Annotated in this window: 14 protein-coding genes; 8 read left to right on the top strand and 6 right to left on the bottom strand. The window is 64.7% G+C overall.

What is annotated here, in order from left to right:
- Positions 1–300: 300 nt before the first annotated feature.
- Positions 301–1,212: a DUF2189 domain-containing protein gene (locus BBTA_RS20535; protein ID WP_012044431.1), complete on the top strand. Its 912-nt coding sequence runs from the start codon at positions 301–303 to the stop codon at positions 1,210–1,212.
- 203 nt (positions 1,213–1,415) lie between these two features.
- Positions 1,416–2,231, top strand: a complete 816-nt coding sequence (locus tag BBTA_RS20540) for a lytic transglycosylase domain-containing protein (RefSeq protein WP_012044432.1) — start codon at positions 1,416–1,418, stop codon at positions 2,229–2,231.
- Positions 2,232–2,315: 84 nt separating this feature from the next.
- Here BBTA_RS20540 and BBTA_RS20545 read toward each other — a convergent pair whose 3' ends face one another.
- Positions 2,316–2,582 carry a hypothetical protein gene (locus BBTA_RS20545; protein WP_244424057.1) on the bottom strand — a complete coding sequence of 89 codons (267 nt, stop codon included), beginning with the start codon at positions 2,580–2,582 and terminating at the stop codon, positions 2,316–2,318.
- A gap of 451 nt (positions 2,583–3,033) precedes the next feature.
- Between BBTA_RS20545 and BBTA_RS39045 the strand changes: the two genes are divergently transcribed.
- From BBTA_RS39045 to BBTA_RS20565, 5 genes are all read left to right on the top strand, one after another.
- On the top strand, positions 3,034–3,186 hold the full coding sequence (locus BBTA_RS39045) for a DUF1127 domain-containing protein (protein WP_083780687.1): 153 nt from the start codon (positions 3,034–3,036) through the stop codon (positions 3,184–3,186).
- Positions 3,187–3,337: 151 nt separating this feature from the next.
- Positions 3,338–4,771: a methylenetetrahydrofolate--tRNA-(uracil(54)-C(5))-methyltransferase (FADH(2)-oxidizing) TrmFO gene (gene trmFO / locus BBTA_RS20550; protein WP_041750796.1), complete on the top strand. Its 1,434-nt coding sequence runs from the start codon at positions 3,338–3,340 to the stop codon at positions 4,769–4,771.
- Between the two features lie 7 nt (positions 4,772–4,778).
- The gene (locus tag BBTA_RS20555; RefSeq protein ID WP_012044436.1) at positions 4,779–5,879 is read left to right on the top strand and encodes a serine/threonine protein kinase; all 1,101 of its coding nucleotides are present in this window, start codon (positions 4,779–4,781) and stop codon (positions 5,877–5,879) included.
- 68 nt (positions 5,880–5,947) lie between these two features.
- Positions 5,948–6,838, top strand: coding sequence for a TauD/TfdA family dioxygenase (locus BBTA_RS20560; protein WP_012044437.1), 891 nt, complete (start codon positions 5,948–5,950; stop codon positions 6,836–6,838).
- 242 nt (positions 6,839–7,080) lie between these two features.
- Positions 7,081–7,767, top strand: coding sequence for a TauD/TfdA family dioxygenase (locus BBTA_RS20565; protein ID WP_012044438.1), 687 nt, complete (start codon positions 7,081–7,083; stop codon positions 7,765–7,767).
- 67 nt (positions 7,768–7,834) lie between these two features.
- Here BBTA_RS20565 and BBTA_RS20570 read toward each other — a convergent pair whose 3' ends face one another.
- The 5 genes from BBTA_RS20570 to yajC form a co-directional block, all read right to left on the bottom strand.
- Positions 7,835–8,701: a phytoene/squalene synthase family protein gene (locus tag BBTA_RS20570; RefSeq protein WP_012044439.1), complete on the bottom strand. Its 867-nt coding sequence runs from the start codon at positions 8,699–8,701 to the stop codon at positions 7,835–7,837.
- Positions 8,698–9,081, bottom strand: coding sequence for an Mth938-like domain-containing protein (locus BBTA_RS20575; RefSeq protein WP_012044440.1), 384 nt, complete (start codon positions 9,079–9,081; stop codon positions 8,698–8,700). Before BBTA_RS20575 ends, BBTA_RS20570 begins: the two co-directional genes overlap by 4 nt.
- Before the next feature lie 49 nt (positions 9,082–9,130).
- Positions 9,131–10,138 carry a protein translocase subunit SecF gene (gene secF / locus BBTA_RS20580; protein ID WP_012044441.1) on the bottom strand — a complete coding sequence of 336 codons (1,008 nt, stop codon included), beginning with the start codon at positions 10,136–10,138 and terminating at the stop codon, positions 9,131–9,133.
- Between the two features lie 8 nt (positions 10,139–10,146).
- The gene (gene secD / locus BBTA_RS20585; protein WP_012044442.1) at positions 10,147–11,748 is read right to left on the bottom strand and encodes a protein translocase subunit SecD; all 1,602 of its coding nucleotides are present in this window, start codon (positions 11,746–11,748) and stop codon (positions 10,147–10,149) included.
- Between the two features lie 92 nt (positions 11,749–11,840).
- A complete protein-coding gene (gene yajC / locus BBTA_RS20590) occupies positions 11,841–12,197 on the bottom strand; it encodes a preprotein translocase subunit YajC (RefSeq protein ID WP_012044443.1) in 357 nt (118 codons plus the stop codon).
- Between the two features lie 200 nt (positions 12,198–12,397).
- Between yajC and BBTA_RS20595 the strand changes: the two genes are divergently transcribed.
- Positions 12,398–13,402, top strand: coding sequence for an ATP-binding protein (locus BBTA_RS20595; RefSeq protein ID WP_041750797.1), 1,005 nt, complete (start codon positions 12,398–12,400; stop codon positions 13,400–13,402).
- The last annotated feature ends 169 nt before the right edge of the window (positions 13,403–13,571 follow it).

A 13,571-nucleotide genomic window follows, 5' to 3' on the forward strand; every position in this document is an offset into this window, starting at 1 on the left:
AACGCGGACATCGCGACGAATGTGAAGCTTACCCAAGGCGGAATGACGGCGGAATGACTTTGTCCGGGGAATGCTCACTTTCGTTGGTCGCAGATGCCGCTTGAATGCACCGCGACATTCACAACTCTCACCGAGGCGTGAGTAGGCGCCGCGGTGATCACGATTATGCTCATCACTTCCGTTCGCGAATGGCCGTCCCGGGGTTCGTCGCGTCTGGCCATCCGCGATCCGTCCAACGACAAGCGCAGCCCGGCCTGCGTGGTTGGGAAGCGCCCATGAGGCACGAGGGAGCGAACGACGATGGCCACTTATCACAGCAATGTCGCTGCACATGTTCGGCCCGCCGACGAGGTGGCGGCCGAGATCACGATTCGCACGATCGATTTGTCCAGCCTGATGCGCGCGCTGCGGCTCGGCTGGGACGACTTCAAGGCGGTGCCGAGCCACGCCGTGATGCTGTGCGCCATCTACCCGGTGCTCGGCCTGGTGCTGGCCCGCGCCGTGTTCGGCTATGCGGTGCTGCCGCTGCTGTTCCCGCTGGCGGCGGGCTTCGCCCTGCTCGGCCCATTCGCCGCGCTCGGTCTGTATGAGCTTTCGAGCCGGCGCGACCGCGGCGAGGAGGCCAGCGCCTGGGATGCGTTCGAAGTGCTGCGCTCGCCGTCCTTCGGCTCGATGCTCGGGCTCGGCACCCTGCTGCTGGCGCTATTCGTCACCTGGGTGGCAACGGCACAGGCGATCTATGTCGCGGTGTTCGGCTATGGCGGCGCCGCCGGGGTCGGTGAGTTCCTTCAGCGCGTCGTCACCACGCCGCAAGGGTGGTGGCTGATGGCCGTCGGCTGCGGCGCCGGCTTCCTGTTCGCGCTGCTCGCGCTGTGTCTCAGCATCGTGTCATTTCCGTTGATGCTGGATCGTCACGCCGGCGCCCTCGAAGCGATCGTCACCTCGCTGCGTGTGGCGGCGCGCAACCCGGTTCCGGTCGCGGCCTGGGGCCTCATCGTGGCCGTGCTGCTCGTCGCCGGAACGATCCCGTTCTTCCTCGGGCTCGCCGTGGTCATTCCGGTGCTTGGCCACGCCACCTGGCATCTCTATCGCGAGGCCATCGCGATCCATCCCGACGCCGCCCGCATCGTGCCGCCGGCGCCGCGCGGATCCAAGCCCGCCGCCGACTTCCCGGCCAACCTGTTCCCGTGGCGTTCGCGTGACCGGATGTGACAACCATCGCTCGACCGTCGACGGCCGCCGCTCTGCGGCGGCCGCGGCGGAGAGCGTCCGACGGCTTCGGTCAGCCACCAAGCAACCATACTCACGACAAACCAACGGCAAGTTGACTGAAGGGCCTTGCTGCCGCCGCGGTCATGCCCGACATGATCGGTTCCGCACATGCTTTTTCAGACCATTGCCGTTCAGGTGTTTCGATGATTCGTCGCGTCCTCTCCGCCGCCGCCCTCTGTGCTGCTGTGATGACAAATTGCGCGTCGGCGCAGTCTGCGGTCCCCTGTGGGACCGGCAATTTCGATGCGTGGCTGGCGGAGTTCAAGACCGAGGCCGCAGCCAAGGGCATTTCGCAGAACGCCATCAACGCCGCCCTCACCGGCGTGACCCCGGATCAGAGCGTGCTCAATCGCGACCGCGGTCAGAAAGTCTTCAGCCAGACCTTCGAGGAGTTTTCCGGCCGCATGGTGCCGCCGCGCCTGACCCGCGGCTCCAACATGATGAAGCAGTACGGCTCGGTGTTGTCCCGCATCGAGCAGACCTATGGCGTGCCCGGCGAGGTGCTGGTGGCGATCTGGGGATTGGAGACGGATTTCGGCGTCAATGTCGGCAAGTTCCCGACCATCCGCGCGCTGGCAACCTTGGCCTATGATTGCCGCCGGGCTGAGCAGTTCCGCGGCGAGCTGCTGGATGCGCTGCGCATCGTCGACCGCGGCGATCTCCAGCCGGCCGAGATGCGCGGAGCCTGGGCCGGCGAGATCGGACAGACGCAGTTCATGCCGTCGTCATGGATCAAATACGCGGTCGACTTCGACGGCAATGGCCGCCGCGACCTGATCCGCAGCGCGCCCGACGTGCTCGCCTCCACCGCCAATTATCTGAAAGGCTACGGCTGGCAGAAGGGCAAGGATTGGGAGCCGGGCAGTCCCAATTTCGCGGTCATCCAGCAATGGAACAAGAGCGACGTCTACGCCCGGACGATCGCGACCTTCGCGACGCAACTGGCGCGGGCTCCATAGTCATAAGCCGTCGTCCCAGAAAACAATGAGGCCGATCGCACTGTCGCGATCGGCCGATCGTTGGCGAGACCGAGCTGCGCCGCGTTACTTGGCCATCCCGGCCTGCATCGCCTTGGTCAGATGCACGCTGCAGGCCGCCATCTTGCCGCTCAGCAGCGCGTCCTGGGCCGCCGCAATCTCCCGCTGCGCGGTGTACCGCGCATCGCCGTCGGCCATGCCCTCGATCGCCGTCTCGGTCTTTTCCAGATTGGCCCCGCTGCAGCCGGCGCCATGCATCTTGGCCGCCTGGGCCGGTCCAACCGCAACAACTGCCGCAGTGATGAGCGCGGCCCCCAACAGTTTGCTGTTCATTGTTCTTCCTCGCTGGTGCGACGGCATCATTGCCGAAGACGCGACATTATGTCGCACCATCGTGATGTCGGGCGAAATGACATCACCGCGATCGGCTCGTGAACTAAGCTACGCTTCTAAAAATGAATTATAATTCACAATGATTCACCCATGCGTTCGGGGATGTGACGAGAGGAGGCCACGCCATGACAGCTTCACCATTCAGCCGGTATCCCTCGATACGCCAAATCGAACGCACGATCGAGAATCCGCATGAATACGGAGCTTTTACAGCACGCATACGTGCTAGGCGCCCTTGCCCGATTCTTACTCGACCGTTACCCGAGCTATGCGCCGGTGGTTTAGCTGCATCGCAACATCAACGCTTCCGCACCGCAACAATCTCTTCTATGTTCATTTCAACGATGAGGTTCCAGCGAAGAACTGAATCGCGAACTAAAGGAGATTTCTCATGTTGCTCTCGCTCATCCGCATGATCCAGGCGTTCCGTGAGTATCAGCGCAACGTTGCCGAGCTGTCGCAGCTCAGCGATCGCGAACTCGCCGACATCGGTCTCGACCGTTCGGACATTCCGCGCGTTGCTGCCGGTCAGTACAACGGCTGATCAGCCTGCTTCCGATCCCTACCGGACATCGCCCGCCTCGCTGCGGGCGTTGCCGTTTCTGGGGCGCCCCTTGACACAGGCGCCCGGTTTCTTGCGCTGAACCGCACAGTTGCATTTGCAGCCGCCGGGAAAAGCGCTACCTGTCCCGCGCATGACAGGGACCAAATCATCTTCGAATACCGTTCACGTGATCGGCGCCGGGCTGGCCGGATCCGAGGCTGCGTGGCAGCTCGCGGAAGCGGGTGTGGACGTCGTTCTGCACGAGATGCGGCCGGACCGCATGACCGAGGCGCATCGGACTGCGACGCCGGCAGAGCTTGTCTGCTCCAACTCGTTCCGTTCGGACGATGCCGCCAACAACGCCGTCGGCCTGCTTCATGCCGAGATGCGCCGCTTGGGCTCCCTCATCATGCGCGCGGCCGACGCAAACCAGGTTCCGGCCGGCGGAGCGCTGGCGGTCGACCGTGAGGGCTTTTCGGCAGCCGTGGCCACCGCTCTGAACGGGCATCCGCGGATCGAACTGCGGCGCGGCGAGATCACCGGCCTGCCGCCTTCCGACTGGGACAATGTCATCATCGCCACCGGCCCCCTCACCTCTCAGCCGCTGGCCGAAGCGATTCGCGACCTGACCGACGAGACCGCGCTCGCCTTCTTCGATGCCATCGCGCCGATCGTGCACAGGGACACGATCGACATGTCCAAGGCCTGGTTCCAGTCGCGCTACGACAAGGTCGGCCCCGGTGGCACCGGCGCCGACTACATCAACTGCCCGATGACCAAGGACCAGTACGACACATTCGTTGCGGCCCTGCTCGCCGGCGAGAAGACCGACTTCAAGGACTGGGAGACCAACACGCCCTATTTCGACGGCTGCCTGCCGATCGAGGTGATGGCCGAGCGCGGCCATGAGACGCTGCGCCATGGTCCGATGAAGCCGGTCGGCCTGACCAATCCGCACAACCCGACAGTCAAGCCGCATGCCATCGTGCAGTTGCGCCAGGACAACAAGCTCGGCACGCTCTACAACATGGTCGGCTTCCAGACGAAGCTGAAATACGGCCCGCAACAGCAGATCTTCCGCACCATCCCCGGGCTCGAGAACGCCGAATTCGCGCGGCTCGGTGGCCTGCATCGCAACACGTTCCTCAACTCGCCGAAATTGCTCGATGCGCAGCTGCGTCTGCGCGCTCAGCCGCGGCTTCGTTTTGCCGGCCAGATGACGGGCTGCGAGGGCTATGTCGAGTCGGCCAGCATCGGTCTCATCGCCGGATTGTACGCGGCTGCGGAAGCGCGCGGCACAGGCCTGTCGCCGCCCCCCGCCACCACCGCGCTCGGCGCCCTGCTCGGCCACATCACCGGCGGGCATATCGAGACGATCGACGGCGCGACGCGCTCCTTTCAGCCGATGAACATCAATTTCGGCCTGTTCCCACCATTGGCGGTGGCGCCGACCCGAAAGCCCGATGGCAGCCGATTGAAGGGCAATGAGAAGACCGTCGCGAAGAAGCAGGCGCTGAGCGCCCGCGCACTGGCAGATCTCGATGGCTGGATCGCCGAACATCTGCGCGTCGCCGCGGCTGCATGAGAGTGCGATGAGCTTGCCGAAGACTGACTCTGCCCTGCTGTCAGCGCGCTGGAGCGAGGGCGTCCTGCTCAAACGCGACGTGTTCTCGACGGTCGAGCGCGGCCGCTTCAAGAGCGATGCCGGCGAGGTCGACGCGGTGCTGCGCCGGCTCGACGAGGTGCCATGGTGGTCGTTCGTGCTGGCGCGCCATTTGTTCGCCCGCGAGCGCAAGGCACTGATGCGCGCGAAGGGCCTCAATGCCGGCCCCGACCTGCTGTGGGCGGGCGACCGGGCGCTGGTGCGCGGCTTCATCAACGGCGTGGCGCTGCATCTGGCCAAGCCGCACGGCAACGTCGCCTATTTCCGTTCGGCCAAGCAGATGATGCGCCGGCTGCATCGCGCCGGCATCACCCACAACGACCTCGCCAAGGAGCAGAATTGGCTGGTCGGCCATGACGGCCATTGCTACGTGACCGACTTCCAGCTCGCCGCATGCTTCTCGCGCCGGAGCCGCCTGTTCCGGATCGCGGCCTATGAGGACCTCCGTCATCTCCTCAAGCACAAGCGCAGCTACGCGCCCGAGGCGCTGACGCCACGAGAGCGCAAGATCCTGGCGCGCAAATCGCTGTTCGCGCGGGTCTGGCTGATGACGGGCAAGAAGGTCTACCGCGCGATCACCCGCGGCATCTTCAATTTCACCGACCGCGAGGGCGGTGGACGGCGCCTCGTGAACGATGCGCCGGTGCTGATGGACATGATCCGCAAGAACCCGGCCGTGCGCGACGCTGCGATCGTCGCCTTCGCGGATCGCCGGACCGGCGTCGGCCTCTATGCCTTCGTCGAGGCGGAGCAGCCTGGGCTCGAAGCTCAGTTGCAGAGCGAGCTGGCATCCGCCAAGGGGCCGAAGCCGCCGGAGCATATTCAGGTCGTCCATGCGCTGCCACGCGACGCCAGCGGCAGGCCGCGCACCGAGCTGCTGCAGCTGGTTGCAATGAACCAGATCGACCTGATCGAGCCGATGATCACGAGCGACAGCGACCGCGCGTTCCTCAAGGACATCCTCGACTCCCGAAAGAACCTGCGCGATCGATTCAATTTCGAGGCAGACCTGAAGCTGCCCTCGGCCTGAGCGGCGAAACTTCGCGGTTCTTCCGCTCTAATCTGCCGAGCAACGCCATCCGTTGGGAGGATCTGGCCATGAATGTCGAGACCCGCATGCCCCCGGCCGCTCGGTCAGCCAATATCGAGATTGTTCCGACGGACCGGTCGTTGGGAGCCGAGATCCGCAATGTCGATCTCCGGCAACTGGACGACGCGGCCTTCGCCGCCGTGCTTCGCGCCTTCCACACTCATTCCGTACTGCTGGTCCGCGGACAACACCTGTCTGACCAGGATCTGATCGCCTTCAGCCGCCGCTTCGGCGATCTCGACTGGGCGCCAGTGCAGGAGAATGGCCGGCGCTTCGTCGAGGGCCTCCCGGAAATCTATATCGTCTCGAATGTGAAGGTGAACGGCGAGGCGATCGGCAGCCTCGGCGCAGGCGAGGCCGTGTGGCACACTGACATGTCCTATCTCGAGACGCCGCCGATCGCGAGCGCGCTCTATGCGCTGGAGATTCCTCCCGTCGGCGGCAACACCTCGTTCTGCAGCATGTACGCGGTCTACGACGCGCTGCCGACCGAACTGAAGCATCGCATCGCGGATCTCAAGATCAAGCACGACGGCACCTACAACAGCGGCGGCTTCGTGCGGCAGGGCGTGACGCCGACGGATGATCCGCGGAGCTCGCCGGGCGCTGTGCATCCGCTGGTCTGTACGCATCCGGATTCCGGCCGGCAGATGCTGTATCTCGGCCGCCGGCGCAACGCCTATCTGGTCGGCCTGGAGCTCGCCGAGTCGGAAGCGCTGCTTGATGAATTATGGACCTATGTCGCGCGCCCGGAGTTCGCCTGGGAGCACGTCTGGCAGGTTGGCGATCTCGTCATCTGGGACAACCGCTCCACGATGCATCGACGCGATCCGTTCGACGATCAGGCGCGGCGAATCATGCACCGAACCCAGATCAAGGGAACAGAGCGCCCGCAGTGATTCGCTCGCGCGCCAGATCTGCATGATCAGGCGTCGCATTGCCTGCAAATGAATTGCAGGTTGCTCGATATTTCCTCGCGCGTCGCCTTGAAGCGTCCAATTTCCGACTCAGAGCGGCAGACTGTGCCGACAATCGGCAGATCGTGCCGCGATCCTTCCGCGAATTGCCTCCGAGCCGAAACACCCCCGACAAATTACAGTGATTGATTTGCGGGGCTGGTGAAACTTGGGAGATGGCGCAAGTGAGTCTCAGAAGCAACGCTGCCCGGAACGCAGAAAGCGGCCTCATCCAGGTCATCCCGATGGGAAAGGCGCTCGGTGCCGAGGCCTGCAATGTCGATCTCAAATCGTTCGACGATTGGGCATTCGCGTCCTTCATGCGCGCGCTGCTCAAGCATCAGGTCCTGCTGGTCCGCGGTCAGCGTCTCAGCGAGCGCGACATCGCCGTATTCAGCCGTCGCTTTGGCCATGCCGATCTCGCCTACACGTCGCCCAGCACTTTGTCGGGGGACAGGCTGACATTCTGCAGCCTGTACGCAGCCTATGATGCGCTCTCGCCGGCACTGCGCAGCCGCGTCGCTCATTTGAAGATTCGTCATCTGGCCGCCGAAGCGAACGGCTGTCACACCACCTTCGCCAGCGCAGTTCATCCGCTGGTTGCTCCTCATCCCGACACCGGCCGGTCGATGCTGGCGCTCGGACACCGCCATCACGCCATCATTGCCGGACTCGACCGCGCCGAATCGGACGCGCTGCTCGACGATCTCTGGCAGATCGCGGAGCGGCCCGAATTCACCTGGGCTCACACCTGCCGTCCGGGCGATTTCGTTGTGTGGGACACGCGCTGCACGATCCACCGGCGCGAGGCTTCGGACCTGCCGAGGCTCTGGCACAGTCCCCCGCTCTGGAACGCGCTGTCGACTGTTTGAACGATGATCCGGAGATGGGAACCAGTCTCCGGACCAATCGGGCTCAACAGTGACGTGCGCCTTGAGGTCAGCGCTCCCGAAAGGCCGGCGATCGCGCGGCGCGCCACAGCGTCCAGAGCGTTGCCAGACGCGAGCGGAGCTGCGGCTGGAATGGATCGGCGTCGATGCGGCGCTCCGCCCGCACCAGATCGCGGCTGACGAGCGCGAGCGGCAGCAGCACCGGTCGCACGCCGCCTGGCGCCTCGCGCGCCAGTTCCAGCGTGTGATCGAGATGCTGCCGGGCCTGCCCACGCAGCTCGGCCAGCATGGCCCGGATCACCGGCGTGGCCTTGGCAGCGAACACCTGCTCCTGGCCGAGCCCATGCCGGGCGAGGAGATCGAGCGGAATGAACAACTGCCGGCGGGCGGCATCCCGGGGCAACGAGGCGATCAGGTGCAGGATGCCTTGGGCAAGTCCGGCATGATGAGCGAGATGATCGATGTCGGCCACCGCGCCAACGACGATCCGTGCAGCCAGCGCGAACAGCGCTCCGCGCGTGTCGCCGAGATAGCCATCCAATGCGGCCATCGTGGGCATCGGATCGTTGTAGAGATCGAACTGATGCTCGTCGATCAGGCGTGTGAGGCGATCGACCGGAAGGGCGAAGCGCTGCACCGTCAACAGCAGTTCAGCGGCGACGGGATTGCCTTCGACACCGCCATGTTCCTGGCCTGTCAGCGTATCGTGCCACCATTGCAGGCGTAGCTCGCCCGGCAGCGGCTGTGACACGACATCGCGAATCCGGGTTACCTCGACATTGAAGGCGTAGAGCGACAGCAACGCACGCCGGATCTCCGGCGCAACGAACAGCGTCGACGCGTAACGATCGAAATCATGCTCGCGGACGAGGCTGGCGCAGAACGCAGCGTCGGTGCTGGCGCTGGTTTCGCTCATGGCACGGCAATGAGCGCAGCGGCCACACGCCGCCGCTCGCCGATCATGACATTGTAGGTGCGGATCGCGGGCCCGGTCTGCATCGCATCAAGCACGATACCGACACCGCGCAGCGCCGTGCGCAACGGCGCCGGCGGAATCCAGACCTCGGTGCCGGTTCCCACGATTAGCGTGTCGATCTTGTTGGCGGCATCGAAGACCCGCTGCAGCGCATAGCGGTCGATCTGGCTCGGCTGGGTGACGTCCCAGGCCCAGATCGAATCCGGCAGGCACAACAGCGAGCCGCGATGCGACATGTCTGCAAAGGCGAAACCGCCTTTGCCATAGCCGTCGATCGACGCCGATCGCGGAAAGTGTGGAGCGTCCCCGGAAGCCGCCATGCGAGACCAACCTTTCAGCCCCGATCCGGGTCCAATGGCTGGCGTCCCATCAAGGCTTCTTCTTCGGCTCGTCGACCTGATCGCCGCGCACGGTTCCCACGCCGAGATAGATCAGGATCGGCGCCGCGATGAAGATCGAGGTGTAGGTGCCGACCAGCACGACGCCGAACATCATGACGGCGGTGAAGCTGTGGATCGCGGTGCCGCCGAACAGCAGCAGCGCCAGCAGCGCCAGGGTCACCGTGACGTGGGTGATGATCGAGCGCGACAGCGTCGAGTTGATCGATTCGTTGAGCAGCTGCGGCATCGGCATCTTCTTGTAGCGCCGCAGCATCTCGCGGATCCGGTCGTAGATGACGACGGTGTCGTTGAGCGAGTAGCCGAGAATGGTCAGCAGCGCCGCGATGCTGGTGAGGTCGAAATCGACCTGGCTGATCGACATGAAGCCGATCGTCAGCACGATGTCGTGGACGTTGGCGATCATGGCGCCGAGCGCGAACTGCCATTCGAACCGGAACCAGAGATAGATCAGGATCGACACGATCGCGAGCATCAGGCCGAGCATGCCCATCGCCAGCAGTTCGCCCGACACGCGCGCACCGAGCACCTCGACGCGGCGATAATCGACCGTATCGCCCAGTGCGCCGCGCACCTTGTTGACGGCCTCCTGCTGCGCGCTGTCGCCGCCCGGTTGCGCGGCGAAGCGGATCAGGACATCCGCCGGACCGCCGAACTGCTGCAGTTGGACTTCGCCGAGATTGAGCTTGGACAGCTCGCTCCGCATGCTGGCAATGTCGGCAGTCCCCGATTTCGCGCGGACTTCGAGCAGCGTGCCGCCCTTGAAATCGATGCCGAAGTTCAAGCCGTGCGTGAAGAACAGCACGATGGCAATGATCGACAGCGTCGCCGAGATCGGGAAACTGATGCGACGGAACTGCGTGAAATCGAAATGCGTATCGTCGGGGACGATGCGCAGCGACGGCAGCAGGCCGAGCGCGCTGACCACCGTCAGCACCGCGATCAGGATGCCAAGCCCGATAAGAACCCAGTGTGTCACAGTAGCTCCTAGATTGGCACGCTTTGCGGCCGCTTCCACCGCACCCACCACGCGACGATCAGACGCGTCAGCGTGAAGGCGGTGAAGACCGTGGTGAGGATGCCGACGCCCAAGGTCACGGCGAAGCCGCGCACCGGGCCGGTGCCGATGTAGAACAGCACGGCGGCGGCGATGAAGGTCGTGATGTTGGAGTCGAGAATGGTCGCCAGCGCGCGCTTGAAGCCGGCGTCGATCGCCGAGATGGCGTTGCGGCCGCCGCGCAGCTCCTCGCGGATGCGCTCATAGATCAGCACGTTGGAGTCCACGGCGATGCCGACCGTCAGCACGATGCCGGCGATGCCCGGCAAGGTCAGCGTCGCATTCAAAAGCGACAGCACGCCGAAGATCATGGCGACGTTGATGATGACGGCGATGTTGGCGAACACGCCGAACAGCCGGTAGGTCACCAGCATGAACACGATGACCAGGATCGAGCCGACATAGGAGGCGAGCTCGCCCTTGGCGATCGAATCGGCGCCGAGGCCCGGACCGACGGTGCGCTCCTCGATCACCGTCAGCGGCGCCGGCAACGCGCCGGCGCGCAGCAGGATCGCAAGCTCATTGGCGGACTGCACGGTGAAATTGCCGGAGATCTGGCCCGAACCGCCGGTGATCGGCTCGCGGATGACCGGCGCCGAGATCACCTTGTTATCGAGCACGATCGCGAAGGGCTGCCCGACATTCTCGGTGGTCGCCTGCGCGAATTTGCGCGACCCGGCCGAGTTGAAGCGGAAGGTCACGATCGGCTCGTTGGTGCGCTGGTCGAAGCCGGTCTGCGCGTCCGAGAGATCACCGCCGGAGACCAGCACTTGCTTCTTCACGACATAGGGCTGGTTGGGCGGCGATGCGCTCTGCAGGACTTCGGAATCCGGCGGCACCCGCCCCTGCAACGCCTGGTCGGGCGGCACCGAGGTGTCGACCATGCGGAATTCCATCTTCGCGGTCTTGCCGAGCAGATCCTTGAGCTGAGTGGGATCCTGCAGGCCGGGAACCTGCACCAGGATGCGGTCGGTGCCCTGGCGCTGGATGACCGGCTCCACGGTGCCGAGTTCGTTGACGCGGCGCTCGACGATCTGGATCGACTGCTCGATGGTCTGGCGGATGCGTTCGGTGATCGCGGCCTGCGGAATCGTCAGGCGGATGAGGCCGCCGCCGGCATCGCTGACCTCGAGGCTGCGTTGGCCGCTGGAGCCCAGCAGGCCGCCGAGTGGCTGGGAGAGCTCACGCAATTTGGACAATGCGGTCGGAGCGTCCGTGTCCTTGGTGATCCGGACCTCGACGCCGTCTCCCCGGCTCACCAGCCCCGTATAGCCGATCTTGGCATCGCGGAGCGTCCGACGAACGTCGTCCCGCACGGCATCGAGCCGCTCCTTCTTGACGAAGTTGGAGTCGACTTCGAGCAGCAGATAAGAGCCGCCCTGCAGGTCTAGACCGAGAACGATATGGCGTTGCGCCCAGGCCGGCCAGGTCTTGACCGTCGCTTCGGGGAAGAAGTTGGGCACCGCGCACAGGCACACCACGAGCGCCGTGAGAATGATGCCCAGCGCCTTCCACCGCGTGAAATACAACATGGAGGTTGTCCATAAGGGCCGAGCCGGCCCGAAAATCAGAACATCAGACGAAGATCAGACCGCCGGCCAGATTGGCGCCGGCAAGCCTGAACTCAGCTCGCCGCCTTCTCGTCCTTGGCGTCGGCCTTGGCCGGCTCGCCCTTGGTGCGCACGCCCGTGATCATCTGGCGCATCTGGCGCACGCGGACGCCGTCGGCAATCTCGAACTCGACCTGATCATCGTCGACGACCTTGGTGACCTTGCCGACCAGGCCGCCCTGGGTCACGATCGTGTCGCCGCGGCGGACGTTCTTGACCAGGTCGGCGTGCTCTTTGACCTTCTTCTGCTGCGGCCGCAGGATCAGGAAGTACATGATCACGAAGATCAGCGCGAAGGGCAGCAGCGACATCAGCATGCTGTTGGTGTCACCAGCGCCGGCGGCCTGGGCATAGGCAGGGGTAATCAGCATGCGGTCGATCCTCGTGGGCCAGAGCCCGGTGAGACGGGAATAGCCGGCGAACCGCGGCGGTCAGCGCGGGCCGGCCTTTGTGAATTTGGCGCGGAATATAGCGGCCGTGGTCCCAATAGCAAGGCACAGAGCCCCTTCATTTCCTTGGCTTGCGGCCGCCGGCGCGGCCCGATATGGCTGCCCCATCAGGAACTTGCAGCATGCCGAAAAAACCAGCCAAAGCCCCGTCCCCCGCCTCCGCCAAAACCGTGCTCAGAGCGCTCGCCAAGCGTCCCAAGGCCGCAGTGCAAAAGCCTGCAAAAGTCGCGGCAAAACGTCCCGGCGGCCCTGCTCCCGCCGACACGCGGGAGCGGATCGCCACGGCGCTGGAGGCGATTGCGGCGCATCTGGCAGCCACCCGTACCGCGGCGGCGCCGGCACTGGATCTGAATGCGGCCGACGCCTTCGTCTGGCATCCGGACGGCCGGCTCTCGACCGTGCCGCGCGTCAGTCGCGTCGAGATCGATCTGCTCAAGGGCATCGACCGGATGCGCGACATCCTGATCGAGAACACCGAGCGCTTCGCCAACGGCCTGCCCGCCAACAACGCGCTGCTATGGGGTGCGCGCGGCATGGGCAAGTCCTCTCTGGTGAAGGCCGCCCACGCCAGCATCAACGCCACCCGCAAGCCGGCCGACCGGCTGAAGCTGATCGAGATTCACCGCGAGGACATCGAGAGCCTGCCGGCCCTGATGGACATCCTGCGCGCGGCGCCGTTCCACTTCATCGTGTTTTGCGACGATCTCTCTTTCGACGGCAATGATGCCTCCTACAAGTCGCTCAAGGCTGTGCTCGAAGGCGGCATCGAAGGCCGCCCCGAGAACGTCATCCTCTACGCGACGTCGAATCGGCGCCATCTGCTCGCCCGCGAGATGATCGAGAACGAGCGCTCCACCGCCATCAATCCGGGGGAAGCCGTCGAGGAAAAAGTATCGCTGTCGGATCGCTTCGGCCTGTGGCTCGGCTTCCACCGCTGCAGCCAGGACGAATACCTTGCAATGGTCAGAGGCTATTGCAGCCATTTCGCCATCAAGGTGGATGATGAGGCGCTGGAGCGCGAGGCGCTGGAATGGGCGACCACGCGCGGCTCGCGGTCCGGCCGTGTCGCCTGGCAATTCACGCAGGATCTGGCAGGTCGTCTCGGCGTAAGGCTGAGCGCGAAATAGCAATCTCGGTTGTCATCCCGCGCAGGCCGTGGGAGGCACACCGCCTCGATCTCAAAATTGGGATGCCCCGCGCAGGCGGGCATGCAGTGCGCCGGGACGTTCATGCGTCCCGAGAAGCCGGTGTCTACTAAGCCGTCCGCCTGCGCGGACGATGACAGTTTCCCAGAGG

Source organism: Bradyrhizobium sp. BTAi1, assembly GCF_000015165.1.
Taxonomy (GTDB): Bacteria; Pseudomonadota; Alphaproteobacteria; order Rhizobiales; family Xanthobacteraceae; genus Bradyrhizobium; species Bradyrhizobium denitrificans.